The 26,814-nt window shown below is 28.2% G+C and carries 22 protein-coding genes and 2 other annotated features; of the genes, 4 read left to right on the forward strand and 18 right to left on the reverse strand.

Annotated features, from left to right (window positions below):
- Positions 1-39: 39 nt before the first annotated feature.
- Positions 40-1,077 carry a threonine aldolase family protein gene (locus tag ACTG47_RS14145; protein ID WP_479925028.1) on the reverse strand — a complete coding sequence of 346 codons (1,038 nt, stop codon included), beginning with the start codon at positions 1,075-1,077 and terminating at the stop codon, positions 40-42.
- A gap of 303 nt (positions 1,078-1,380) precedes the next feature.
- Between ACTG47_RS14145 and ACTG47_RS14150 the strand changes: the two genes are divergently transcribed.
- On the forward strand, positions 1,381-3,339 hold the full coding sequence (locus tag ACTG47_RS14150) for a sigma 54-interacting transcriptional regulator (RefSeq protein WP_479925029.1): 1,959 nt from the start codon (positions 1,381-1,383) through the stop codon (positions 3,337-3,339).
- A 159-nt stretch (positions 3,340-3,498) separates the two neighbouring features.
- Here the strand turns inward: ACTG47_RS14150 and trpS are convergent, their stop codons facing one another.
- The 3 genes from trpS to ACTG47_RS14165 form a co-directional block, all read right to left on the reverse strand.
- Positions 3,499-4,500: a tryptophan--tRNA ligase gene (gene trpS, locus ACTG47_RS14155; RefSeq protein WP_479925030.1), complete on the reverse strand. Its 1,002-nt coding sequence runs from the start codon at positions 4,498-4,500 to the stop codon at positions 3,499-3,501.
- 21 nt (positions 4,501-4,521) lie between these two features.
- A complete protein-coding gene (locus ACTG47_RS14160; protein ID WP_479925031.1) occupies positions 4,522-5,220 on the reverse strand; it encodes a 5'-methylthioadenosine/adenosylhomocysteine nucleosidase in 699 nt (232 codons plus the stop codon).
- Positions 5,221-5,262: 42 nt separating this feature from the next.
- Positions 5,263-5,502: a binding site (T-box leader), on the reverse strand.
- Positions 5,503-5,592: 90 nt separating this feature from the next.
- Positions 5,593-6,996, reverse strand: coding sequence for an APC family permease (locus ACTG47_RS14165; RefSeq protein WP_479925032.1), 1,404 nt, complete (start codon positions 6,994-6,996; stop codon positions 5,593-5,595).
- A 495-nt stretch (positions 6,997-7,491) separates the two neighbouring features.
- On the opposite strand from ACTG47_RS14165, the gene ACTG47_RS14170 reads away from it, so the two are divergent.
- The gene (locus ACTG47_RS14170; protein WP_479925033.1) at positions 7,492-8,568 is read left to right on the forward strand and encodes a M24 family metallopeptidase; all 1,077 of its coding nucleotides are present in this window, start codon (positions 7,492-7,494) and stop codon (positions 8,566-8,568) included.
- Positions 8,569-8,656: 88 nt separating this feature from the next.
- Here ACTG47_RS14170 and ACTG47_RS14175 read toward each other — a convergent pair whose 3' ends face one another.
- Complete coding sequence (locus ACTG47_RS14175) at positions 8,657-9,499, reverse strand: DegV family protein (protein WP_479925034.1); 843 nt, start codon at positions 9,497-9,499, stop codon at positions 8,657-8,659.
- Between the two features lie 184 nt (positions 9,500-9,683).
- On the opposite strand from ACTG47_RS14175, the gene ACTG47_RS14180 reads away from it, so the two are divergent.
- On the forward strand, positions 9,684-10,256 hold the full coding sequence (locus tag ACTG47_RS14180) for a TetR/AcrR family transcriptional regulator (RefSeq protein ID WP_479925035.1): 573 nt from the start codon (positions 9,684-9,686) through the stop codon (positions 10,254-10,256).
- A gap of 153 nt (positions 10,257-10,409) precedes the next feature.
- Here ACTG47_RS14180 and ACTG47_RS14185 read toward each other — a convergent pair whose 3' ends face one another.
- The 9 genes from ACTG47_RS14185 to ACTG47_RS14225 all read right to left on the reverse strand — a co-directional run bounded on the left by ACTG47_RS14185 (position 10,410) and on the right by ACTG47_RS14225 (position 19,049).
- Positions 10,410-10,682 (reverse strand): hypothetical protein, encoded by a 273-nt coding sequence (locus ACTG47_RS14185; RefSeq protein WP_169469637.1) that lies wholly within the window; start codon positions 10,680-10,682, stop codon positions 10,410-10,412.
- 111 nt (positions 10,683-10,793) lie between these two features.
- The gene (locus tag ACTG47_RS14190) at positions 10,794-11,666 is read right to left on the reverse strand and encodes a YitT family protein (RefSeq protein ID WP_169469635.1); all 873 of its coding nucleotides are present in this window, start codon (positions 11,664-11,666) and stop codon (positions 10,794-10,796) included.
- Between the two features lie 297 nt (positions 11,667-11,963).
- Positions 11,964-15,071 carry an isoleucine--tRNA ligase gene (ileS, locus tag ACTG47_RS14195; protein WP_479925036.1) on the reverse strand — a complete coding sequence of 1,036 codons (3,108 nt, stop codon included), beginning with the start codon at positions 15,069-15,071 and terminating at the stop codon, positions 11,964-11,966.
- 90 nt (positions 15,072-15,161) lie between these two features.
- Positions 15,162-15,394: a binding site (T-box leader), on the reverse strand.
- Between the two features lie 174 nt (positions 15,395-15,568).
- Positions 15,569-16,096, reverse strand: coding sequence for a DivIVA domain-containing protein (locus ACTG47_RS14200; protein WP_003426928.1), 528 nt, complete (start codon positions 16,094-16,096; stop codon positions 15,569-15,571).
- 34 nt (positions 16,097-16,130) lie between these two features.
- Positions 16,131-16,916, reverse strand: a complete 786-nt coding sequence (locus ACTG47_RS14205; protein WP_021385503.1) for a YlmH family RNA-binding protein — start codon at positions 16,914-16,916, stop codon at positions 16,131-16,133.
- 9 nt (positions 16,917-16,925) lie between these two features.
- Positions 16,926-17,183: a YggT family protein gene (locus tag ACTG47_RS14210; RefSeq protein WP_054274603.1), complete on the reverse strand. Its 258-nt coding sequence runs from the start codon at positions 17,181-17,183 to the stop codon at positions 16,926-16,928.
- A gap of 18 nt (positions 17,184-17,201) precedes the next feature.
- Positions 17,202-17,660, reverse strand: a complete 459-nt coding sequence (locus ACTG47_RS14215; protein WP_021385412.1) for a cell division protein SepF — start codon at positions 17,658-17,660, stop codon at positions 17,202-17,204.
- Between the two features lie 39 nt (positions 17,661-17,699).
- On the reverse strand, positions 17,700-18,404 hold the full coding sequence (locus ACTG47_RS14220) for a YggS family pyridoxal phosphate-dependent enzyme (protein ID WP_479925037.1): 705 nt from the start codon (positions 18,402-18,404) through the stop codon (positions 17,700-17,702).
- Between the two features lie 9 nt (positions 18,405-18,413).
- Entirely contained in the window at positions 18,414-19,049 is a 636-nt protein-coding gene (locus ACTG47_RS14225) for a biotin/lipoyl attachment domain-containing protein (RefSeq protein WP_479925038.1), read from the reverse strand.
- Between the two features lie 373 nt (positions 19,050-19,422).
- On the opposite strand from ACTG47_RS14225, the gene ACTG47_RS14230 reads away from it, so the two are divergent.
- Positions 19,423-20,463 carry a PTS sugar transporter subunit IIC gene (locus ACTG47_RS14230; RefSeq protein WP_479925039.1) on the forward strand — a complete coding sequence of 347 codons (1,041 nt, stop codon included), beginning with the start codon at positions 19,423-19,425 and terminating at the stop codon, positions 20,461-20,463.
- Between the two features lie 442 nt (positions 20,464-20,905).
- On the opposite strand, the gene ACTG47_RS14235 is transcribed toward ACTG47_RS14230, so the two are convergent.
- From ACTG47_RS14235 to ACTG47_RS14250, 4 genes are all read right to left on the reverse strand, one after another.
- Entirely contained in the window at positions 20,906-22,261 is a 1,356-nt protein-coding gene (locus tag ACTG47_RS14235) for a DUF711 family protein (RefSeq protein ID WP_479925040.1), read from the reverse strand.
- Between the two features lie 27 nt (positions 22,262-22,288).
- A complete protein-coding gene (locus tag ACTG47_RS14240; protein WP_054271200.1) occupies positions 22,289-22,558 on the reverse strand; it encodes an ACT domain-containing protein in 270 nt (89 codons plus the stop codon).
- A 290-nt stretch (positions 22,559-22,848) separates the two neighbouring features.
- The gene (locus ACTG47_RS14245; protein ID WP_479925041.1) at positions 22,849-24,807 is read right to left on the reverse strand and encodes a hypothetical protein; all 1,959 of its coding nucleotides are present in this window, start codon (positions 24,805-24,807) and stop codon (positions 22,849-22,851) included.
- Positions 24,808-24,862: 55 nt separating this feature from the next.
- Entirely contained in the window at positions 24,863-26,788 is a 1,926-nt protein-coding gene (locus tag ACTG47_RS14250; protein ID WP_479925042.1) for a hypothetical protein, read from the reverse strand.
- Between the last annotated feature and the right edge of the window lie 26 nt (positions 26,789-26,814).

Genomic DNA, 26,814 nt, shown 5'->3' on the forward strand with positions numbered 1-26,814 from the left:
TTAATAACTTTTATAAACACTAATCTTTTTTATAATTTTTTATATTTCATTTAAAACTTGTTTTATAATTTTCACAGCTTGCTTTACATTTTCAATAGTAATTCCTTTATAAAATACTAATCTAATCTCTCCAGATGGCAATACTGTGACCTTCAAACCCTTCTGTAATAATTTATCACAAAACGCCTCTTGAACTACTCTAGATTTAGCTATATTTATAATCACAATATTACTTTGAATATTATGGTCTATATTTATATCTTTAATATCTTTTAAATTATTGGCTAAATATTTTGCATTTTTATGGTCAATAGCCAATCTTTCTACATTATTCTTTAGAGCATAGATACCAGCAGCAGCAATTATGCCAGCTTGTCTCATATTACCACCTAATAGCTTTCTAAGTTTTCTAGCTTCATCTATGAAATCTTTATTCCCAGATAGAATTGAACCTATAGGTGCCCCTAATCCTTTAGAAATACAAAACATAACTGAATCCACATTCTTACAAATATCTTTTACATCAACTCCTGTTGCAATAGATGCATTAAATATTCTAGCTCCATCCATATGAATAGGAATATTATGTTTTATAGATATTTTTCTTAGTTCTTTCAAATCTTCTAAAGGTATACATTTCCCACCTGCGAAGTTGTGTGTATTTTCAATACTTATCAATTTGATATTATTTGCTTTAATCAGTTTAATGATATCATTTTTATCAGGAATACCATCTTTTGTTAATTTAAATTTAATTGGCAATAATTGTCCAAAACTTGAATCAAAAACCACTTTTTCATTAAGTAAAATATGTTGTTTTTCATCTACAAGTACCTTATTTCCAGGCTTACAATATGTAAGGATTGCTGTAGTATTTGCTAATGTTCCTGAAGGAAAAAATGCAGCAGATTCTTTTCCAGTTAATTGTGCTGCAAAATCTTCTAATTCATTAACTGTTTTATCTTCTCCTCTACCATACTCATCTTCTCTACCTGCATCTCCAGTTTGTGCTAAAAGAATCATTTTTAGCATTTCTTCTGATGGTTGTGTAAGTGTATCACTTCTTAAATCAATCATATTATATTTCTCCTATCTAAATGTAATTAAATCTTTCAACACTATAATAAGCAACAAATATGCCAAATAACTTTTTTAAAAATCGTTTTCTTACTCATCAATGCTATTGCAGGTCTTTGAAATAGATTTAAATTGGTATTCTATATTTAGTATTTATTATAGTTATAAATTAATAATGTTTATTTATATAATCTTATAAAACATTTTGTTGAATAATTAAACAAATATCTATATAATGATTGTTAATAGATACACTCCAAAAGCTTAATTTAGACATATTATTACGATTTGAAGGTGATTAAATTGAAAATAACTAATTCAGAAGTAAACAATTTAGAAAAGGATTTGGTGATTTTATCTCCTTATGAAGGATTTGAATCCCAACTATCTGAGATACTTAATGAAATGAATTTATATCCAACTGTAATTGAAGGATACAATATAAATGATTATTTAATAAATAAATTAAACAATCTTTTTACAGAGTATTCATATCCTGAAGTAATAATTAGTAGAGGTGGTGTGGCAAGTCACATAAGTAAAATATTTAAAAATACGGTTATAATTAGAATGGAGCCTGATTACTTTGATATTATAAATGCGGTTAATTCTGCAAAGTTATATGGAGATAATATAGGTATTATAATGCATTCAGAAACAATAGAATTGATAACAGACAAAGTTGACATAATTAAAAATATCCTTAATCTACATAAACTTAAAATATATGCTTTTGAAACTATAGATGACATTCATAAGCAAGTAATTTGTGGAAAATCCGATGGTATGGATGCAATGGTAGGTGGGGGAATAGCAGCATTAGAAAGTGGTACATCAAATAAAATGCCAGTAGTATTTGTTAAATCAAGTAAAACTTCTGTAATTGAAGCTATAAAGCAAGCTCTATCTATAATTAAAGTAAGAAAAAAAGAAAGAAAACAATTAGAAAGTCTAAAATTAATTGTAAACTATATATCAGAAGGTGTTATGGCCATTAAGGGTGATAAAGTGGTGCTGATTAATTCAACTTTGGAAGATATCTTAAGTATTAAAAATGTTCAGGTATTTAATAAAAAAATTGGTGATATAAACAATACAATAGCTGATTTTTTAAATAAAGAAGGCAAGGATAAAGAAATAATCAAAATTGATAAGTCAAATTTTCTAATAGAAAAATCCAATCTTAATGAAAGTGGTTTTGCAGAAAAGATATTACGTTTCCATAATGTTGAAAAAATACAAGAGCAGGAACAGAAAATTAGGTCAAAATTGAATGCTAAAGGATTTGTAGCAAAGTATAATTTTGATGATATAATAGGAAAAAGTAATGCTCTTAAAAGCATTATTAATTCTGCACGCATCTATGCTTCAACAGATGCAAGCATTCTAATATCTGGAAATAGTGGTACTGGAAAAGAATTATTAGCACAAAGTATACATAACGAGAGTAACAGAAAAAATAGACCTTTTGTACCTATAAATTGTGGAGCAATTCCTGAAACTCTTCTTGAAAGTGAATTTTTTGGTTATGAAGAAGGAGCATTCTCAGGTGCAAAAAAGAATGGAAAAAAAGGCTTATTTGAATTAGCACATACAGGAACAATTTTTCTAGATGAAATTAATTCTCTACCAATTTCTCTCCAAGGTAAATTGTTAAGGGTAATACAAGAAAAAGAATTTAATAGAATAGGTTCAGATTCTATAATTTCAGTTGATGTTAGAATAATAGCAGCTACAAATCAAGATATGAATAAATTAACTCACAATAATAAATTCAGAACTGACTTGTATTATCGTTTAAATATATTAAATTTGAACCTACCTACTCTCTCTGATAGAAAGAATGATATTGAGATTTTATCCACTCATTTTTTAAATTACTATTCAAAAAAATACAAAATAAACATTCCAGATTTAGAAAAACATGAGTTAGATATATTAACAAATTATAATTGGCCAGGTAATGTGAGAGAATTAGAGAATACTATTCATAGATTTGTACTTCTTTATGGCAAAGAAAATAATAATAATTTGATTTATAATTGTTTAGAAAATACAACTAATGTCATGGATAATAATGTTATAGAAGACAAAAAAGAAGGTAAGGAGATTATTAAGATACATAGAGATACCCTTGAAGTAATGGAAAGAGAAATTATTTTATCTTACTTAAATGAACATAAGTGGAATAAACAAATAGTAGCTGACAAACTTGGAATATGCAGAAGTACTTTATGGAGAAAATTAAAAGAATCTAAATAAATTTTTAATTATTATTAGACTTATTTAATAAAAAAAGGTTGTATGTGAATGTATTTTTATACAAATCTACTTACAACCTTTTCATAAATAAATATTATTTTTGCTTTATTACCATAATTTCTTCAACTAAAAATATAAATGTTTATCTATAATTAATCATTAATATCTTCTTTCTATAAAACCAACTTTTTTATAAACTTTTCTAAGAGTCTTTCTAGCTTGTTTTTCAGCTTTTTCTGCTCCCATACTATATATTTTTTCTAAGTAATCTTTATTATTAAGAAGATCAACATATTTTTCTCTTATAGGTCTTAAAGTTTCTGCTACTACTTCAGCTACATCTTCTTTAAATACTCCATAACCCTTACCTTCATACAGGTTTACAATCTCTTCTACGCTCTTTTTACTTAAATTAGAATATATATCAAGTAGATTTTTAATACCTGGTTGCTCGTCAGTATACTTTACAACTCCTAAAGAATCAGTGACACTTCTCTTTATCTTTCTCTTTATAGTATCTGAATCATCTGCCAATAATATAAAAGCATTTTCATTTGAGTCAGATTTACTCATTTTCTTAGTTGGCTCTTGTAAACTCATTACTCTTGCTCCACCTTTTGGATAGTATCCTTCTGGGACTACAAATGTAGGTGAGAATCTATTATTAAATCTATTTGCTAAATCACGAGATAACTCTAAATGTTGTTTTTGGTCATCTCCAACTGGAACCAAATCAGTTTGATATAATAATATGTCAGCAGCCATAAGAACTGGATAAGTAAATAAACCTGCATTTAGATTTGCTTCACTCTTTTGGGATTTGTCCTTAAACTGTGTCATTCTACTTAATTCACCCATATAAGTCATTGTACTTAATACCCACATAAGTTCAACATGCTCTTTAACATGAGATTGAATAAATATAGTATTTTTTTCTGGGTCTAACCCACAAGCTATATATTGAGCAAGTAATTCTATAGCATTAGCTCTCAAAACTTTAGGGTCTTGAGGTACTGTTATTGCATGTAAATCAACTATACTATAATAACAATCATAATTATCTTGAAGTTCAGTCCAGTTTTTTATAGCTCCTAAATAATTTCCTAAAGTCATTTTTCCTGATGGTTGTGCACCACTAAATATAACTTTTTTTTCACTCATTTTATTTGTACCTCCTTATATTTATATTGATTTTAACATATTTAAAACTATATCCTTAGAATTGTTGGCAGCATCGTGCACAAATACATCATACATAACATCAGCACTTCCATCTGCCTTATCAGACATTGCTCTTATTATTACAAATGGAGTATTATTTAAATAACATACATGAGCTATAGCTCCACCCTCCATTTCTCCACAATATCCACCAAAATCATTTACTAACTCATCTTTTAATTCTTTAGAATTTATAAATTTATCTCCTGTAACTACTCTTCCTTTCAATACTTTGTGAGTCTTTACTTCTTCTACAGAAGATTTATAAGCAGCATCTATAAGTCTTTCATCTGCTTTAAATACAGAAGTCTTCATTCTTGGTATAACTCCCTTAGGGTCTCCAAATGCTGTAGTATCTATATCATATTGTATAGCATCCGTTGATATCACTATGTCATTAACATCAAGGTTTTCGTTCAAAGCACCTGCAACACCTGTATTAACGATAGCATCAACTTTGAATTCACTTATTAGTATCTGTGCACAAAGAGCAGAATTAACTTTACCTATACCACATTTTACCAATACTACATTTTTTCCTTCTAATGTTCCTTGATGAAACTCTAAACTAGCTTTTTTTACAGTTTCTTTAATATCCATTAGATTAACTAAAATACTTACTTCTTCATCCATTGCACCTATAATTCCTATTACGTTCATTTTTCCTCCTAAATTTTCTATATTAAAAAATCCGTCCTAAATCAATAGGACGGATATATTTTCCGTGGTACCACCTAAATTTATATATACTTAAAAATAAATATATATATCTCAATATATGCTGTAACGTGCACACACGATATCAGATACTCTGTAGCTTTAACTACATTTCACCTCACTCCTCAAAGACCCATTCAATAAACGCTTTTTATTAAGTTCTCAGCATCCTTAATTCTCTGTACAAAAGTATATTTATTTACTATTTCTTATCACAGGATTCAATTCATTAATTTCTTTATTTTATAATATTCCTTACACTATAAATTGTCAACTATATATTATAATATCCAAAAGAAATTTTTAAAATACATCTTATTTAGCTATTTTCTTTTCATATCTATTCCATAACCATAAACCAGATAATATAACTAGAAGACCTCCACCAATCATCTCTATCTCATATATGATATTTTCAGCAAATGTAGGCATAACTGGTGCTGCAGATAATAATATCCCAACTACAGTTACTGTTAAAACCATTTTAGCTAAACCTATACAAGTGCTTGTTGATTTTGCCATAGTATAAGGTCTAATTTCATCTGGTCTATCTTTTCTTAATTTAATATAAGAAGCATATAATAATACATATGGGAATAACGCAGTTAATGCTGTCATAGTTACAAGGACATTATATATAGCATCAACAGAAGGCATTAATGTTGTCACCAATAATATTATAGTAACTATTATTGCTTGAAGTATAACAGCTTTAGAAGGTATTTTATGTGCATTTACTTCTACCAAGCTATCTGGGAATACTCCTTTTTTAACACTACCAAATAACATTTTTATTGGTGATGCTATGTAAAGAACTATCGCTCCTAATATTGAGAAAGCTATACCAAAAGCTATTAATTGAACCAACCAAGAGCCTATTCCTAAAGATTGACAAACTGCTGCAAGTGCATCTAGTACACCTTTAGAAGCTGTAATTTGATCTGGTGGTATTATCATAGTTATTGCAATTGAACCTAATACATATAATGAAGCTACTATCCCAGCTGATATTAATATAGCTTTAGGGAAGTTCTTTTCAGGCTTGTCTATCTCTGTTATAAAGTTAGCTGCAGTTTCTGCTCCTGCTAAACCAAACATGATAGCTGATATAGCAACAAATGCATCCATGTTAAGTTTTGGAGTCATTGAAGCTATTGTATATGTTGAAGCTATATCATGTTTTTTCAATACAAATACTGCTACAAATGAAAATATTATAAGTATAGCACTTGGTATTGTTGAACCTAATGCACCTGTATTAGTAAATATCTTTGTAAAACTTATACCTTTAGTTGCTATAAGAGATAATGCCCAGAATATTACTAAAGATAATATAAGTACAAACATCTTATTATCTGCAAGTGCTGGATTTCCTATTGTATAAGAAACATTTACTGCTAAGAAAGTTAAGAATGAAGAATACCAAAATATTTTAGCTGTCCAATTTAACCAAGAAACTAAAAATCCATATTTTTCTCCAAAGGCTTCCTTAACCCAATCATATAAACCTCCATCGCCTTTTTGATATGTAGAAGCTAATTCAGCACAAATTAAAGCTCCTGGTACAAAATATATAAATGAGAATAATAACCACATAGGTATTGCACCTAATCCTAAACCAAAGCTTGATGCTGTGGATTTAGCTATCCATCTGATACCATATAAAGCTGATACATTCATAAATACCAAACTCCATAGGCCTATTTTTTTCTTTTCCATCTTAATCTAAATTCTCCTCTCTATTAATTAGTTAAAAATTGATTTCAAAATTAATAAAATAAATTCATTGTCATTAAATCAATCACTTTCAGAATTTTCAATTTATTAAAGTCATTCACTAATAAAAATCAAATACTTTGAAATCAAAGTTTATTAAAAATGATAAATCTCAAAAGCTCTACCACTTCAATTCTAATCATACTAAATTTTTAAAATTGTTTCAATATTATTTTAATATAAAATTTTATTTATTATTTTTCATGATGATATAAAAAGCTTAAATACACAACTTTATGTCTTTTATTTATTGTTTTTATAAATTTTTCACAATAAAAAATCATTTTACCTCTATATTTAATGTAAAAGTGATGATTAAATTTAATATAAAAAATATATAACAAAAATTTTTTATATTTCTAAAAGAAAAGTATACTCTTTTTTGTTTAATAATGCTAAAATTGATTTGTATTAAATTTTGATTAGGAGGAAATTATTATGAAGGCTCAAAGATTAAATGCTGTACTTGAACAAATGAAAAAAGATGATATTTCTCAAATGTTGGTAAGTGACCCTACTTCGATATTTTATCTAACAGGAGCACTAATCCACCCAGGCGAAAGATTATTAGCATTATACCTAAATTTAAATGGAAATAATAAATTATTTATAAATGAATTATTCCCAGTTGCAGAAGATTTAGGTGTTGAAATGGTTTGGTTTAATGATACTCAAAATCCAGTAGAAATAATAACTGAACATATAGACAAAAATGCCACTATGGGTGTTGATAAAAACTGGCCAGCTAGATTCTTATTAAGCTTAATGGAACTAGGTGGAGGAAGTAAATTTGTAAATTCATCTTATATAATAGATACTTTAAGAATGTGTAAAGATGAAGAAGAAAAAGAATTAATGAGAATAGCTTCAAGATTAAATGACAAGAGTATGGAGCAACTTAAAGCTACTGTTTCTGGTGAACTTACTGAGAAACAACTTGTTGGTAAATTATCTAAAATATATGAAGATTTAGGTGCTGATGGATTTTCATTTGACCCTATTATAGGATTTGGACCTAATGGAGCTAATCCACATGGTGAACCTGGAAACGCACTTGTAAAACCAGGAGATGCAATAATATTAGATATAGGTTGTATAAAAGACAATTATTGTGCTGATATGACAAGAACTGTATTCTATAAAGAAATACCTGAAAAAGGTAGAGAAATATTTGAAATAGTTCTTGAAGCTAATAAGAGAGCTGAAGCTATTGTAAAACCAGGAGTTAGATTCTGTGATATAGATGCTGCTGCTCGTGATTACATAACTGAAAAAGGATATGGACAATACTTTACTCATAGAACAGGTCACTCTATAGGACTTGAAGTTCATGATAAGGGAGATGTATCTTCTATAAATACAGATACTGTACAACCAGGAATGATATTCTCTATAGAGCCAGGTATATATTTACCAGGTGAATTTGGAGTTAGAATAGAAGATTTAGTACTTGTTACTGAAGATGGTTGTGAGATATTAAATAAATATGATAAAGAAATATGTGTAGTTGGTTAATTATAAAATTAACTCACTAAAATTAAAATAAGCCATAAAAAAATGCTTTAAAGCATTTTTTTATGGCTTTAATTTTTCAGTTTATGATTTATATAGCAGTTATTAAAATCGCACCTTTTGAAGTATATGTACCCATAACTGAGCCAACTTCGCAGATTACAACCTCTTTATATTTCACATTTTTCTCCATGACTTCCCTTACTTTTTGAGCCTTGTCAGGGCAGTTTGCATGACCTATAAATAAAATTTTTTCTTCTCTATCATTAATCTTAGATTCTACTAAATTAATCAATTTTTTCAAGCTATTGCTTTCGCCTCTTGCCTTATCTATTGGAGTTACAATTCCATCTGCAACTTGTATTATAGCCTTAAAATTCAATGTATTTATAATTTTTCCTGCTATAGGGTTTATCCTACCTCCCTTAATAGCATTTTCTAATGTCTCTAAAGTGCCAAAAAATGGAGGATTATCTTTATATTTATCTATTATTGAAACAATTTCTTCGAGTTCTTTTCCTTCTTTGATTAATATTGCTGCTTTTAACACAAGTTGTCCTATTCCAATTGACCCACTAAGTGAGTCTATAACCTCAATTTTTTTGTTATTCCCTTCTTTTTCAAACATATCTTTTGCCAAAAGTGCACTATTATAAGTCCCAGATAATCCTGAACTTATATTAATCACCAATATACTTTCTTCCTGACAATGATATGCTTCTAAAAATTTATCAGGTGAAGGACATGATGTCTTTGGCAGTACTTTACTTTCACTCATTTTTCTATAGAAAGTTTCATTATCTATTTCCTTTCCAGATATATAACTTTCTTCTCCAAAAGATACATTTAAACCAACAACTTCGATGTTGTATTTTTCTATTATATCATTAGGTAAGTCACATGCACTATCCACTATCAATTTTATTTTATCCATATTAACCTCACTATAAGATATTGTTTTTATTTATTCAGTCGGTCGCACGACCGATTTAATTATTATTTTATATTTTGAATGAAAAAAAGTCAATAGATATAAATTCTTGCTTTATTGACAATAAATATCCATAAGCTTATAATGTTATTAATTTATTATAAATATACATAGAAAGGTAGGTTTTATGAAAACAAACAATATGAAACAGGCTATTTTATCATCTGCAACTAATTTAATAGCCAAAAATGGAGTTCAAAATACTAGTCTTGCTGATATTGCAAAAGATGTAAATATAAGTAAAGGTACTTTGTATTATCACTACGCATCTAAAAATGATATTATATATGATATTGCAGACACTCATTTAGAAGTTATAACCAGTGCTATATTAAACTGTGTAAAAAACGTTAAATCAAAAAATTCTCAAATAGAAATGGTTAATTTAATCTTAGAGAAAATATCTACTATAGAAAGTCGTGGTAGAGTACATATGTATCTTATTTGCGAAGCAATTACTTCAAATGATGATTTGAAAGAAAGAATGAGATTAAAATATATTGAATGGAGAACTACTCTTAAATCTGAAATTGTTGAGTCATTAGAAAAATACAGTAGCAGTGAAAGTGAACAAGAGGCTGAATCATTTTCCTTCTTACTTATGTCTATAGTTGATGGTTTAGTTGTCCAAAGCTTATTAAGAACAGAAAAAATACCTTATGAAAATATAGCTTCTTTTTTAGTTAATCATTGGATTTAAATTTAATACTTAATAAAAGTGAACTATTAAAGTTTTTAATTTAACAGTTCACTTTCTTATTTATTATCAATAATTTTTATTTAAAATATTTAATTTTTATTTAAACCTTCATGGATTCACAAAATAAAAATCTTTTATAATTTTTAAATATTTCTATTTATGCTCGTGTGTATGTCCATCAGAGTGTTCATGCCCATGTGTGTGTGAATGCTCGTGACTATGCTCATGAGTTCCTGAAAAACCATCCTCATGATTGTGGTCGTGACCTGCACCATTTACATGCTCATGCTCATGCCCATGACTGTGAGAATGTTGATGTGTATGCTCATGGTTATCTCCTCCACAGCATCCTTCTCCTCCAGTTCCACAACATCCACTTGTATGTGGATTATGGTGATTTCTTACTACAAATCTCTCTCTTAACATATTCTTATACCTCCTAGTATATTATTGAGTACTTCATGTACCCCATTAATTACAGTATACATCTAACTAGGTGTAATCACAATACATATGGTATTTTTTAACATTGATATTTTAAAGAAACTTATCTTTAAAACCTCCTCCTTTTACTTCCTCCACATTATTAACAGAAATAAAAGCCTCACTATCCATATCATAAATCAAATCTTTAAATTTACCTATTTCATTTGCAGATATTATACAATAAATCATTTTTTTCTTATTTTGTGTGTATGCTCCTTCTGCCTCTAGAAAAGTTACACCTCTTCCCATCTTATTCATTATTACTTTGGATATTTCATCATATTTATTAGATATTAGAAGTATGGATTTTTTTCTATCAAAACAATCTTTTGCTATGTCCATTGTAAAAGAAATTATATACATAGCAATTAGAGTATACATTACCAACTTGGCTCCAAATAAAAATGCACCTGCACATACTACAAAGAAATTTATAAATAAAAATGTATTTTTCATAGGTATATCGTACTTTCTTTTCATTATAGCTGCTATTATGTCAAGTCCTCCAGCAGTAGCTCTTGCTTTAAAAGTCAACCCCATACCTATACCGGTTAAAGCACCACCATAAATACACTGTAGCATAGTGTCATTTATTGGAAAATATTTAGCAATATCCTGTGTTAATCCAAGAGCAACAGAAAATAGTAACATATTAACAAAACTTATTAACAAAAATTTATTATCAAAATACTTTTTAGCTATAATAAATATTGGTATATTCATCAAAAAACTGGAGATTCCTTGATTTATACCAAATAGATTATATAATATAACACAAATTCCAGCTACTCCTCCACTCAATAACTTGGCTGGTGCTAGATATAAATTTATTCCTAAGGTTGATAAAATCATACCCAATATAATAAGACCATATTGTAAAAATATGTTATTATCAATACTTAGTTTTTTACTTTCACCATACATCAAAACGCACCCCTTTGCATAATAAATAAACCACCCTGCATTATACACAATAAATTTATAAATAAATTTATCAGAAGTAGTTTACTCTAAAATATTATTCATCCTCACTTAAACGCTTATTCACTAATATTCTATCACATACTATAAATAATTTATATGATTTATATATATTTATTTACTGTAAATTTTGGAATATTTCAACATTTTATTGAATATAGAATTATACTGTATTAAAAAATCCCTATAGAAATTTATAAACTAATTTCTATAAGGATTTTAATTAACTAACTATTCTTTTTATTTTTTTGTAACTTTTATACCTGTCATATGGTCATTTAAGTTTTGTTCTTCTAAAGACTTATCGTCTACTCTATTTATTTCTAAAGCTAAAGTTTCAGACTTGATATATTCTTCAAAGTGACCAACAGCCTTAGCAATTTCATCATCACCACAGTAATCTATAACTATATTATCTAATACTTCAAAGTTATTAGATTTTCTTAATTGCTGTACTTTAGATATAAATTCTCTAGCATAACCCTCATCAACTAATTCTTCAGTTAACTTAGTATCTAGTATAACAAAAAGATTATTTTCAACAGATACATTAAATCCTTCCTTAGCAGTTATACCTATTAACACTAAATCCTTATTAAACTCAAAAGCTTCACCATCTAAATCAACTGTTAAGCTTTCACCATTTTCAAGTTTATTAACAGCTTCATGTGCATTTAATTTATTTAATGCTCCCACAAATAAATTCATCTTAGCCCCTAGTAATGGTCCTGCTGCCTTAAAGTTTGGTTTTAGACTAAAGTTCATGTACTCATCTAAGTCCTTAGCAAATACTACCTCTTTAACATTAAGTTCTTCTTTTATTAAATCAACTACATCACTTATTGTATCTTCAAATTTACCATCTACTAATACTTTTTGTAATGGTTGACGAACTTTTATTCTTTCAACTTCTCTTGAAGCTCTACCTAAAGTAACTAGATTTTTAGCTAAATCCATCTTTTCTTCTAATTTAGCATCCATTAATTCTTCATTAGGCTTAGGATACTCTGCTAAATGAACAGATACTTCTCCTGTTAAATTTCTGTACATTTCTTCTGACATATATGGTGCAAATGGAGCTATAGCTCTGCAAAGACCATGTAATAATTCATAAGTTGTATTGTACACTGCTTTTTTATCTTCTGTTAATTCAGTTGCCCAGAATCTTCTTCTTGAACGTCTGATATACCAGTTAGATAAATCATCATTTATGAAATCTTGTATCATTCTTAAAGTCTTATTTAATTCAAATATAGATAGATTTTCTTCTACCTCTTTCATTAAATTGTTAAACTTAGATAGTATCCATCTATCAAGTTCTGGTCTATCTTTATATTCTACAAAGAATTCAGTTGGATTTATATCATCTGTATTTGCATATAAAGTGAAGAAGTTATATACATTCTTCATAGTTCCTATAAATTTACTTTGTATTTCTTTTAATCCATCCATATCAAATTTAGTTGGAGTCCATGGTGGAGAAACATATAGTAGATACCATCTTAATGCATCTGCTCCATATTGGTCAAATAACTCCATTGGATTTACTGTATTTCCTCTTGATTTACTCATTTTCTTTCCATCTTTATCAAGTACAAGGTCTGGAACTAAAACACTCTTATATGGCGCCTTTCCTAATACAAATGTTGATACTGCAAGTAATGAGTAGAACCAACCTCTAGTTTGGTCTATACCTTCTGATATATAATCAGCTGGGAATAATTGGTCAAAGTTTTCCTTATTTTCAAATGGATAATGGTGTTGAGCAAATGGCATAGCCCCACTATCAAACCAGCAGTCTATAACTTCTGTTACTCTTGTCATTGGTTTTCCACATTTTTCACATTTTAAATGTATATCATCTACATATGGTCTATGAAGTTCAACAGTCTCTGGATTTACATCTTCCATAGCTTTTTCAGCCAATTCAGCTCTTGAACCTACTGAATCCGTATGACCACATTCACATCTCCATATAGGAAGTGGAGTTCCCCAATATCTAGTTCTTGATATTGCCCAGTCATTTAAATTTTCTAACCAGTTTCCAAATCTCTTTTCACCTACAAAGCTTGGGAACCATTTTACACCATTGTTATTTTCTATTAATTTATCTTTAAGTTTAGTCATCTCTATATACCAGCTTGGTTTTGCATAGTATACTAATGGAGTTTGGCATCTCCAACAATGTGGATAATTATGAACTACTTTTTCTTTACTATATAACTTATTTTCAGAAGCTAGCCATTTTATTATTTCAACATCTAGCCCATCTTCCATTACAAATTTACCTTCCCAAGGAGTAGTTGTAAATTTACCAGTTTCATCTACTGGTTGTACAACTGGTAAATCATATCTTTTACCTGTATTATAGTCATCTTCACCAAATGCTGGTGCTGTATGAACTATTCCTGTACCATCTTCAGTAGTTACATAATCTCCTAATGTAATGAAAAATGCTTTCTTGTCAACTTCTACAAAAGGCATTAATTGCTCATATTCTAATCCTTCTAGGTCTTTACCTTTCATTTCTTCTAAAACTTCATAATCTTCACCTAGTACTTTATTAGCTAGAGGTTTAGATACATAATATATCTCGTCACCTTTTTTAACTTTTAAGTAATCAACATCAGCATTTACTGTTAATGAAACATTTGATGGTAAAGTCCATGGAGTTGTTGTCCATGCTAAGAAATATTCATCAGCATCTTTTTTCTTAAATTTAGCTATAACTGTATTAGTTTTTACTTCTTTATACCCCTGTGCAACCTCATGACTAGCAAGACCAGTTCCACATCTTGGGCAATAAGGAAGTATTTTATGTCCTTCATAGATATATCCTTCTTTGTTGAATTTATTAAGTATCCACCATACAGACTCTATATAGTTATTATCTAAAGTTATATATGGATTATCTAAATCAACTTCATAAGCCATTCTCTCAGTCATTATTCTCCATTGTTTTTCAAATGAGAAAACTGATTCTCTACATTTTTGGTTAAATTCAGCTATTCCATATTCTTCTATTTGTTGCTTACTAGTAAGACCTAATTCTTTCTCTACTTGTATTTCAACTGGTAATCCATGTGTATCCCAACCAGCTTTTCTCTTTACTTGATAACCAGACATTGTTTTATATCTACAAACTGAATCTTTAAGTGTTCTAGATAAAACATGGTGTACTCCCGGATTTCCATTGGCTGTAGGAGGTCCCTCATAGAATACAAAACTTGGGTCATTTTCCCCTTTTTCTAAAGTTTTTTCAAGTATATTTATATCTTTCCAATAATCAAAAACTTGTGCTTCTGCTTGTTTTACTGAACTGTCCACTAATGGCTTAAATTTCGCCATGCAAATCACCCTTTCCTATAAATATTATAATTCCAAAATTTTTTATTCTTTCACATAAATTTAAATACTAAAAAACTCGCCCCCTTTAAACAAAGGGACGAGTTATAAATCGCGTTACCACCCTAATTCTATATGTGAATTTAATACTATCCACATATAACACTCTAATAGTATAACGGTACTAACCGGCACAGCTTAGTAGAATTTAATCGTTCAGCCTGCAGCTCAAGAGTGATTTTTACCTTTATAAATTCATTGGTTCTCAGCATTCCCAATTCTCTGTAAAATTATCTAAAGATAATTGTCTCTATCAACGCTTTTAAAAATTTATCTGTGTTTATATGAAATTCTATAACAAATAATTTGAATAGTCAATATATTTTTGAAAAATATAATAATTTCTATTTTTCTTACACTTTTATCCTATTTTAAATTTTTGTTATAGATTTCTCAAACTTCTACAACAATTTTCCCTAAAAATCCAATAAATCATAGCTTTATTCTAGAGTTGTAGCAGCTTCATCATTACTATAATTATACACTGTTGTTCCTTCAAATGCATTTACACATTTTTCATCTACATCATAAAAAATTTCATCAACACTTCTTATCTCATCTTCTAGTAGTGACTTAAATTTATTTCTAAATATCTTAAATTCTTTAACTAAAGCATCATACTCTTTTCTTATTTCTATAACACGGTTATTAGCCTGTTCTATAATTTGTCTAGCTTTTAAATCAGCCTCTTCAACAATTATCTTAGCTTTCTTATTAGCCGCGCTACAAGTGTCTTCTGCTGCACTTTGAGCAGTTATTAGAGTAGCTTTTAATGTCTCTTCAATATTTTCATACTTATTTACTTGGTCTTGATATAATCCTAATTTTTCTTTAAGAGCTGTATTTTCTCTACATAGAGATTCATAATCTTCTTTGATGATGTCTAAAAACTCATCAACCTCTTCATCTCTATACCCTCTTAAACCTTTTTTAAACTCTTTATTTTCTATCTCAATTGGAGTTAGCATTACATTTCCTCCCAGCTATAATTTAAATTAGTCCTTATACAATTAATCTTGCTTGAACTTTTATTTTACCTTTTTTAGTAATATCTCCTATTTGTGTTACATTAGCTCTTCCTTTACCTCTAATAGAAATCAAATCATCATTTTTAACTATTTTAGAGGTTGAAGTTATCTTTTCATAATTGACATGGACTTTTTCTCCATTTATGTATTTTGCACTATCTTGTCTAGATATATTGTAAAGACCACTTATGACACAATCTAACCTATCTGAAGATACTGTAAATGATACTTCCTTATATTTTGAAGAACTATTAACAATGTTTTCTCTGGAAATTTCCTTTACAATTACATTATTTCTCGAAACTTTCTCCAAATTCACGATTATAAAATCGCAAATATCACTACTTACTATTACTTGACAAAAGCTATCATGTATAATTATATCTCCAATTTTTTCTCTTTTTATACCTAGACTCATAATTGCACCTAAATAATCTTTATGAGATATATTTTTAAATTTGAAATTCCCTTCTATCTGTAAAAATCTAAGAGTATCTTCTATATCTTCATATTCCATGTAAAATGGATAAATAAATACAGTGCTTCTTTCAGCTTGTTCATAACCTCCATCCACACTGTATTTTATTTCATTTGTAGAATTTAATATCGCTACAGCATTTTTCACTTCATATGGATTAAGAAACTCAGTAAATTTAACATCATAGTTTTTTATACAACTATTAGCCTTGTCTATTACTTTAAACATTTTATTTTTCAAGTCTATATCCTTTATGTGATTTGTTAATTTTAATTTATCCATTCTATCACCTTAGAATATAACCAATACTAATTGTCTTAGGAACATCAATAATACTATCGCAATTAAAGGAGAAAAATCTATAGGTCCATTTGTGTATTTGTACATTATAGACCTTATTGGTCCTTCTATTGGCTCTGTAAGATTTTCTAAAATCTCGAAAATTTTGCTTTGTCTTCCATTTGGAAACCAAGTCATCAAGCTTTTTATAACTATCATCCATGCTATTATATCCAAAAGATAATAAAGTGCAATTCTTATTGTTCCCATATATTAACCGCCTTTTTACTATTTATTTTGCCAAGGGAAGAATGCTTTACTTTCTAATTCTTTTTTCATATTTGCATCTATATCCACATTGTTAGGAGCTAGTATAAATATTGATTTAGAAACCTTTTGTATACTTCCATCTAAAACATAAACCGCCCCATTCATAAAGTTAAATATAGATTTACGAACTTCAGAATTAGTCAATCCTTCCAAATTCACTATAACTGCCCTTCTTTGTTTTAGATGGTCTGCTATAGTTGCAGCTTCATCATAAACTTTAGGTTCAACTATTACAACTTTCATTTGACTTGTTGTATGTAAATTTACAATTTTATTTGCTTTTGCAGTACTAAATCCACTATTTATTTCTTCTTCTTGAACTATATCGTCCATACCACCTTCGTATTCTTCTTCAATGTAATCTTCTTCTTCATCAACTATCCAGTTCTTAAATTTAGATATTATTCCATTTGACATTATTAACTTCCTCCTTAGAATTTATTCAGATTTGAGTAATTATTTTTTATTGTAGTTTCTTTCTCCAAAGATTGATGTTCCAACCCTAACAATGGTAGCCCCTTCCTCTATAGCAATCTCATAATCGTGACTCATTCCCATTGACAAAACATCCATTCCTACATTAGGTATGTTTAGTTCTTTTATTCGTGTTGATAAATCTTTAAGACCTTTGAATACACCTCTTATTTCATTTTCATCTTCTACAAAAGGTGCCATTGTCATTAGACCTTTTATTTTTATATTTTTATATTTTTCTGACACTTCTTTGACAAAATCTACAACTTCATCTTTATAAAGTCCATGCTTAGATTCTTCTTTAGATATATTCACTTGTATTAAGCAATCTATATCTCTATTTATTTGTTCTGCACGTTTTTGAATCTCTTCACATAATGCAATTCTATCTAAAGAATGTATCATACAAACTTTATCTATTATGTACTTAACTTTATTTGTTTGCAAAGTTCCTATCAAGTGCCAGTTTAATTTGTCACCTATAATATCATACTTTCTAGCTAATTCTTGTGGTTTATTTTCACCAACTGAAGTAATTCCTTCATTCATTGCCTCATTAACTAAATCTACATCAACAGTTTTTGTGACTGCTAAAAGGGTTATTTCTTCGCTATCTCTATTTACTTTTTTTGCAGCTTTTTCAATTTTACTTCTTATCTCAGATAAATTATCTTTAATAGAACCCATTATTATCACCTACTTTATCCTTATATTTGTGTTTATACAATTAGGTCTTAAAATTATTTTGTCATATAGATTAACACTTGTCACCCCATTTATGTCATTTTTATAATAATCCACAAATACAGAAGATTCATTTTCATAAGTTATTCCTTCTAATATGACAAATTTTACACTTTGTGATTGTTCATCAATTACATATACACCACGTTTATTGTCTTTTGTTTTTATAGAAGTTTTAGGTATTTTTAAACACTCCATCTGATTATATATTATATCAAATTCTTCGACACTTGTATCCTGATTTGCAACAATTTGGTTACTTATTTTTAATTTTAGCATTATTTTATTATTATTTTTATATATTTTGTAAACTTTTGCATCTATTTTTTGCTCACGATATTCAATTATTACATTTTGATTTTTTTCAAAGTTCTTAGAATCTTCTTTACTTATATATGCTGATAGATAATTGCTTTGGTCATTAGCATCTTTTTCTATGGTTCCTTCTACATGAATATTTGCATCAACTTTTTCTACTTTTAAAACCAATGTCTCTACATTTTTGCTAATAATCATTACTAGCACATTAAATACTAAATATATAAGAATACCAAGTATCACCAATCTGGTATATTTAATCTTTTTCAAAAACTCTCCCCCTATAAAATTTCTATCATTATAAGTACTTCTTCTAAAAAATGTTTATTCCTTTTTTATATGCTAATATTTTATGTTCTAATAATTGTTTTTTTCATATTAAATTTATTTTTTATCAATCTTCCTATACAAGACTGTATTATTTATATATAATTATATTATAAAGTATAAGTTTAATTTATATTTTAAACTTACTTTATATATTTTTATAGTTATTTTTATTTTTAGATACAATATAAAACCAATTAAAATTTAAAATGACTTTTGTTTTGTTGATATTAATTCGGTTAAGCATTTATGCTTTAGGATAACGTTATCACAACAAAGGTTTATGTCCTAAAAAAAATACAAGGAGGATTTTCTTATGTCAGAAATTTTATTAGGAACAGGTTTACTTTTATTGGTTCTATGTTGTTTCACAATTTTTAGTTACAAAGCTCCATATGGTATGAAAGCTATGGGAGCCTTAGCAAACGCTGCATGTGCTACTTTCTTAGTAGAGGCATTCAACCTTTCCTTGCTTGGCGATGTTCTAGGTATGGAATTTTTTAGAAGTGTTGGTGTCGCTAATGGTAGCCTTGGTGGAGTTGCTGCTGCTATACTTGTACCTTTAGCTTTAGGTGTGTCTCCAGTTTATGCAGTTTTAATAGGATTATCATGTTTAGATTTTTCTATATTATCTGGATTCGTTGCTGGATACTTTGTTTCTTTCTTAATTAAGTTTATAGAGAAAAAAGTACCACCTGGAGTAGATTTAGTAGTTGTAATACTTTTATGTGCTCCACTATCTCGTTTTATAGCATCAAATGTAGACCCATTAGTTAATAGTACACTATTACAAATTGGACAGGTTCTAATAGAAGCTACTAATATTAGCCCTATAATAATGGGAATTATATTAGGAGGTCTTATAACAGTAGTTGGAACGTCTCCACTTAGTTCAATGGCTCTTACATCTATAATTGGTCTTACTGGTCTTCCTATGGCAATAGGAGCATTAGGAGCTTTTGGTTCCGCTTTTATGAACTCAACACTATTTGCAAGATTAAAGTTAGGTTCTAAAAAAGATATTATATCTGTTGCTATTGAACCGCTGACTCAATCAGACATAATTTCAGCTAATCCAATACCAATATATTCTACTAATTTCTTTGGAGGAGCTTTTTCTGGTATCATTGTAGCTCTGATGGGTCTTGTAAACATGACACCTGGTACAGCTACACCTGTGGCTGGTTTTGCCATAATGTTTGCCTATAATCCAGTTAATAAAGTTCTCATAACAGCTGGACTATGTGCTTTATTTAATGTAATGGCAGGATTTGTAGGCTCAAAAATATTCAGTACCTTTAAGGTTCTTACTGCTGACAAGATACGTGGTACTGATGTAGAAGAAGAAATTGCTTAAATTTATAAGATTTATAAATTTATATTTTAAGTCAATATTTTAAATGGTAGAGTTTTATATTGTAGCAATTTTATTGATTGCAAGCGTTTTATTTTTTATTTATATTTACAATTATTATGTGTGTTGAATATTTAGATAAATTTTTATTTTTTAATTTAATTCTTTTTATTTAGTTTTTTATTTAGTTGATATGTTAAACATAAAAATTAGTATAATTATTATTAGATAACATAACTTTTAAAATACATAAAAATTTTATATTAATTAGATAGTATTAAAATAAAAGCGATATATGACCATTTTACAAGGTTATATATCGCTTTATTATTATCTTAATCTTAACAAATAAATTTTATTATCTTATATTATGATTGTTTAATATCTAAATATCTTTTATCCAGTCAATAAATATTTATTTAAATATTAATCTATGTAAATATACTTAGTTTTTAAATGAATGTATAGGAGCTGGAATTCTTCCTCCTCTTTGAGTAAATAACTCAGACGAATTTGTATTTATAGGCATTACTGGTGCTCGTCCTAAAAGACCACCAAATTCTACCATATCCCCTACATCACATCCTGGAGCTGGTATAATTCTAACTGCTGTAGTCTTATTGTTAATCATACCTATTGCCGCCTCATCAGCTATCATAGCTCCAAGTGTACCTGCTGTAGTACTTCCTGGCACAGCTATCATATCAAGACCTACAGAACAAATAGCAGTCATTGCTTCAAGCTTATCTATACTCAAAGCACCTTTTATAACAGCATCAATCATCCCCGCATCTTCTGATACTGGTATAAATGCACCACTTAAACCTCCAACATGTGAACAAGCCATGACTCCACCTTTTTTAACAGCATCATTTAAAAGAGCCAACGCTGCTGTAGTACCATGAGTACCAACAACTTCAAGACCCATTTCTTCTAATATGTTTGCCACTGAATCTCCAATAGCAGGTGTAGGCGCTAGAGATAGGTCTATTATTCCAAATGGTACATCTAGTCTACTAGAAGCTTCTTTTGCTACTAATTGTCCAACTCTTGTAATTTTAAATGCAGTCTTCTTAACTGTCTCTGCTACAACATCAAATGGTTCTCCTTTTACCTTTTCTAAAGCTCTTTTAACAACACCAGGACCACTTACACCGACATTTATTATTCTATCAGCTTCACCAACGCCATGGAAGGCTCCTGCCATAAATGGATTATCTTCAACCGCATTACAGAATACTACTAGCTTTGCACAACCAAATCCCTTTGCCTCTTTTGTTAATTCTGCTGTTTCTTTTATAATTTTTCCCATTTCTTTTACTGCATCCATATTTATACCACATCTTGTAGAACCTACATTTACTGATGCACATACCTTATTTGTACTTGCTAAAGCTTTTGGAATTGATTTGATTAATATCTTATCACCCTTTGTATACCCTTTTTGAACCAATGCTGAGAATCCACCTATAAAATCTATTCCTAAATCCTCTGCAGCTTTATCCAATGTCTGTGCGAACTTTACATAGTCACTTTCATCTGTTGCACCTGCAATAATAGATATTGGAGTTACTGATACTCTTTTATTTACAATTGGAATACCATATTCACGCTCTATTTCTTTTCCAACTTTCACTAAGTCTTTAGCAGAGTTCATAATCTTGTTATATATTTTCTCTCTAGCCTTATCTCCATCAGGGTCTATACAATCTAATAAAGAAATCCCCATAGTTATAGTTCTTATATCTAATTGTTCTTCATCTATCATTTTGATTGTCTCAAGTATATTTCCTACATTCACTATTATCACCTCCCTATTACTGTTTTTTTACAGATTATGCATTGAGTTAAATATTTCTTCTCTTTGAATTTTTACATCTACTGATAATTCTTTCCCTCTTTTTATTAAATCTTCAACCGTTTGCTCAAAAGAATTTAATGCTTTCTCTAAATCAACTATCATAATCATTGTAAAATACTCTTGTAATATCTTTTGTGAAATATCCACTATGTTAATATTTTGCTTGAATAACTCATCACTGATTCCTGCTACTATACCTGGTTTGTCCTTTCCAATTACTGTTAAAATTGCTCTCATAATAATATCCTCCCTTATTTTTTTATAAATCTTGCACTTTCACAAATTGAACTTTTTATTAGCATATATTTCATTTATTTATTAGTAAATCACTTTTTATGTATATATTTAATATATTTTAATACCTATACCTTCATTTGTCAATTTTTTTTCAATATTCTATTATTTTTATACTATTTAGTCAAATTACATGTATTATACATTTTATTGATAAAAATATATAGTTTTCATAATAATGAAAGGTATCACTTAACAAACTCCTAATTTGATAAATAATACCTTCCTAAAAATTATTTTTTTGTTTGTATGAATCTAATTATATTTTTTCTTATGTTAGGATTTACAATCAATATGGAGCAAAACATGGTTAAACTTAACACTCCAATTAAAATGAAACTATCTTTCTCAAAGTTATATTTTTTAGTTAATAGCTTAGTGTTAACTTTATCTATCTTTTGATTATTGCCATTTATTTGGTTATTTATTTTCGATTGATTACTATTTATATCCAAATTATCATCATAAAAATCTTCATTATAAAAATATGATTTATTATTAGTGCTAAATACAGACTTTTGATTCAAGTCTTTATTATCATTTTCTAAGATAAAACTTTTGTTAGATTTATCCTCATTTTTTAACTCACTTTCGTTTTTTAAAACACTGTCTTTCTCTTTATCATTTACTTCACTATTATCATCTTTGTCCTTTGGAGGATTTTTATTTATAGTACTACTAGAGCCAGACTCTATATTATCATCATTTGGAGTATTAGGAGTTTTTTCATCATTATTACTATTGTTATCATCTTTATCTTTATTATCGCTATTTAGATTACCATTATTATCTTCTTCTCTATCTGGGTCATCTCTTCCTCCTCCTCCACGGTCACCACCAGCATCATCACTTTCTTGTTCATCATCTGGTGTAATCTGATTATTACCTCCTCCTAACACAAATCCAGGTTTTAAAAATATATTTGAATACCCATCTCTTAATCCACCTTCCACTTTTACTCTAAAACATCGTAATTTAAAATCTTCAAAATCAATTACAGTTTGTTCTGTAATATACTCTAATTCACTGCTTATCCAGTTTATACCATCCTCTGAATATTCTACAAATACTTTTTTTGCATTATATGGCATATCATAAGCTAAAGCAGCTGCATAACCATTTTCTCGGTTTCTAAAATACACAATTAAATTACTTATAGGCTCTTTATTTCTAATAGAGATATTTATAACTGGAAAAACATCTTGATTTAATACTATATTTTTTTCATTTAGAAGATTTTCATCAAAGTTACCTCTTATAATAAACTCTATATTTTTATTTAAGTCAGTATAGTAATTTGATAAATCCCACTCTACACTTATGTCTATAACATTTCCACTCGAAGTTTTTAGACTTACTTTTTTTGGAAGTTCTATATCCTCAATTTTATCATCTTTTGTTAATATCAATTCTTCTTTTAATACACTAATCCCTCTACGATTACACCTTATAATGTTATAATCTTCATCTTGTGGTATGTCTGGCATTATTACATTCCCATCACCAATGATATAAACAATCTTAGGTTTTGATACAATTGATTCGCCTTTTGTATTATTTGCTATTGTGTTTTGTTGATTATTCTTATTAACAATTACTGATGTATCCTCTATTTCCACTTCTCCATTACAGTAAATACCTATAGCATCTTTTCCATTAACCTCAATTACTTTAGATTCTACCTTAATATCATTTTCTGAATAAATCCCTATTGCATTATCTCCACTTGCACGTATATTACCAGTTTTTCCATAATATGTAGCTAGAACTAATTTAGCTTCTTTCTCTATATATAAAGCAGTTCCATTCAGTGCAACTATATTATCTATTCCTATATTTAATTTTCCTCCCTGTTCTACATGTATTACACCATCATTCCCTCCTTCTCCAATTATATTTAACTTATTACCACTAATATTAAAATTGCCTTTATCTTTTATAAGTATTTTATATTGATTTGTATCTATTGTGATATTAGTCCCATATGGAATAATAAAGTTAAAATAATTATCTATTACCATATCACATGTAAGAGTATAAACTATGTTTCCCTCATTCTCTTCATTTTTTACAATCCAATTTTTAAAATCATCCAAACAGTTATCTTCTTGCGAAAAACTCTCCTTTGGTAAAATTATAAAAGTAATTACTAATAAAGTTATAAGAACAAATATCTTATTTTTTTTATTCATTTTTTTCTCCTATTTGATTATTTTGTCAAGTAAAATTATGTCTCTTTAAAGTATTTTATTTATTAATTTTTAATCTTATAATTTTATCTATATATTTTATAATATCCCTATTTATTACTACTACTGAAAATAACATAGTTAAAACTATGATTTCAACTCCAATTATAAGCTCACTTGTAGAATTCTGAGTCTTATCATATAACTTTGAAATAGATTTTAGTTTATTATTAGAATTATTTACTTCAATACCATCTGTCTTACTTAAAATTACTTTATCTTTATATGTATTTTTAGAAGGTTCATTATTTTCCTTATAACCTTCTTTTAGGTCTTGTTCTAAATTATTTTCAATTTTATTTTTTTCAATCAAGTTATTATTTTTAGCTTTATTAGTGACATTCTCTTCATTTTTTTCTTTATGTGCTTCCTTATCTATTTCAATATATTTTTCATATGACTTATCACTTTTTTCATCTTGTTGATTATTTTTTTCTTCATCATTATCTTCTATGACTTCACTGGAATCTAATGGTCTTTGTTCATCAGTATCAGTATTATTTTTATTATTTACACCTGAATTAACTTTGTTGTCCTCTCTATCTGGGTCATCTCTTCCTCCTCCACGGTCACCACTATCATCGTCAACCTCTTGCTCATCATCTGGTGTAATTTGATTATTACCTCCTCCTATTACAAATCCAGGCTTTAAAAACACATTCGAGTACCCTTCTTTCAGTCCACCTTCTACCTTTATCCTAAAACATCGCAACTTAAAATCTTCAAAATTGAGCATAGCCTGATTGCTAATACTCTCTACTTCTTCACTTACCCAATTTACACCATCCTCTGAATATTCTACAAATACTTTTTTAGCACTATATGGCATACTATACTCTAGTGTAGCTAGATATCCATTTTTAAAATTTAAGAAAGATACTTCTAAATCATCTATAGGTTCTTTATTCGCAATATAAGCACGTAAAACAGGAATAACATCCTTGTTTACAATTATGTTCTTCTCATTTAAATCTTCTTCTTTAAATTTACCAATTATATTAAACTCCATATTCTCATTTAAATCTTTATAATAGTTTGATAAATCCCACTCAACATCTAAATCTATAAAGTTCATACTAGAAGTTCTTAAACGTACTTTATCTGGCAATACTATATCTTCTACTTTATCTTCTTTTGATATACTCATTTCTTTTTCAAAAACTCTAATCCCTCTATAGTTACATTTTACAATCTCATAATTCTTATTCTGAGATATATCTGGAGTTATTGTATTTTGTTCTCCAATAATATAAACCTTATTGGCTTCTGATACAATTGACTTAATATTTGTATTTTCCAATAATACGTTTTGCTTCTTATTACCACTATGTATAATTATTGAAGTATCTTCTATTTCGACTTCTCCTTTACAATAAATTCCTATTGCATTTTCTCCATCAACTTTAATTATTTTAGAATCCACTCTAATATCATTTTCTGAATAAATTCCTATTGCATTTTCTCCAGTTGCTTTTATATTTCCAATCTCCCCATAGTATGTATCTATGCTCAAATTTGCATCTTTTTCAACATATAAAGCAGTTCCATTAAGTGCAACTATATTATCTATTCCTATGTTTAATTTTCCTCCTCGTTCTACATGTATTACACCTTCATTCTCTCCTTCTCCAATTATATTTAACTTATTACCACTAATATTAAAATTACCTTTATCTTTTATAAGTATTTTATATTGGTTTGTATCTATTGTAATATTGGTTCCATATGGAATACTAAATTCAAAATAATTATCTATTATCATATCGCAAGGGAGAGTATAAACTATTTCCTTCTTATTGTCTTTATTATTTATAATCCAATTTTTAAAATCTTCTAAACAATTATTTTCTTGCGAGAAACTCTTACTTGGTAAAATTATAATTAACAAGTTTATAAGAACAAAAACTTTATTTATTTTATTCATGTCGTTCTCCAATTAATTTTTTTAAT

The organism is Clostridioides sp. LIBA-6622 (assembly GCF_056716095.1).

Bases quoted from the DNA above. Each gene is read 5' to 3' on its own strand.
- ACTG47_RS14145 (WP_479925028.1), bottom strand. From the start codon at position 1,077: ATGATTGATTTAAGAAGTGATACACTTACACAACCATCAGAAGAAATG.
- trpS (WP_479925030.1), bottom strand. From the start codon at position 4,500: ATGAGTGAAAAAAAAGTTATATTTAGTGGTGCACAACCATCAGGAAAA.
- ACTG47_RS14160 (WP_479925031.1), bottom strand. From the start codon at position 5,220: ATGAACGTAATAGGAATTATAGGTGCAATGGATGAAGAAGTAAGTATT.
- ACTG47_RS14165 (WP_479925032.1), bottom strand. From the start codon at position 6,996: ATGGAAAAGAAAAAAATAGGCCTATGGAGTTTGGTATTTATGAATGTA.
- ACTG47_RS14170 (WP_479925033.1), top strand. From the start codon at position 7,492: ATGAAGGCTCAAAGATTAAATGCTGTACTTGAACAAATGAAAAAAGAT.
- ACTG47_RS14175 (WP_479925034.1), bottom strand. From the start codon at position 9,499: ATGGATAAAATAAAATTGATAGTGGATAGTGCATGTGACTTACCTAAT.
- ACTG47_RS14180 (WP_479925035.1), top strand. From the start codon at position 9,684: ATGAAAACAAACAATATGAAACAGGCTATTTTATCATCTGCAACTAAT.
- ACTG47_RS14185 (WP_169469637.1), bottom strand. From the start codon at position 10,682: ATGTTAAGAGAGAGATTTGTAGTAAGAAATCACCATAATCCACATACA.
- ACTG47_RS14190 (WP_169469635.1), bottom strand. From the start codon at position 11,666: ATGTATGGTGAAAGTAAAAAACTAAGTATTGATAATAACATATTTTTA.
- ileS (WP_479925036.1), bottom strand. From the start codon at position 15,071: ATGGCGAAATTTAAGCCATTAGTGGACAGTTCAGTAAAACAAGCAGAA.
- ACTG47_RS14200 (WP_003426928.1), bottom strand. From the start codon at position 16,096: ATGCTAACTCCAATTGAGATAGAAAATAAAGAGTTTAAAAAAGGTTTA.
- ACTG47_RS14205 (WP_021385503.1), bottom strand. From the start codon at position 16,916: ATGGATAAATTAAAATTAACAAATCACATAAAGGATATAGACTTGAAA.
- ACTG47_RS14210 (WP_054274603.1), bottom strand. From the start codon at position 17,183: ATGGGAACAATAAGAATTGCACTTTATTATCTTTTGGATATAATAGCA.
- ACTG47_RS14215 (WP_021385412.1), bottom strand. From the start codon at position 17,660: ATGTCAAATGGAATAATATCTAAATTTAAGAACTGGATAGTTGATGAA.
- ACTG47_RS14220 (WP_479925037.1), bottom strand. From the start codon at position 18,404: ATGGGTTCTATTAAAGATAATTTATCTGAGATAAGAAGTAAAATTGAA.
- ACTG47_RS14230 (WP_479925039.1), top strand. From the start codon at position 19,423: ATGTCAGAAATTTTATTAGGAACAGGTTTACTTTTATTGGTTCTATGT.
- ACTG47_RS14240 (WP_054271200.1), bottom strand. From the start codon at position 22,558: ATGAGAGCAATTTTAACAGTAATTGGAAAGGACAAACCAGGTATAGTA.
- ACTG47_RS14245 (WP_479925041.1), bottom strand. From the start codon at position 24,807: ATGAATAAAAAAAATAAGATATTTGTTCTTATAACTTTATTAGTAATT.
- ACTG47_RS14250 (WP_479925042.1), bottom strand. From the start codon at position 26,788: ATGAATAAAATAAATAAAGTTTTTGTTCTTATAAACTTGTTAATTATA.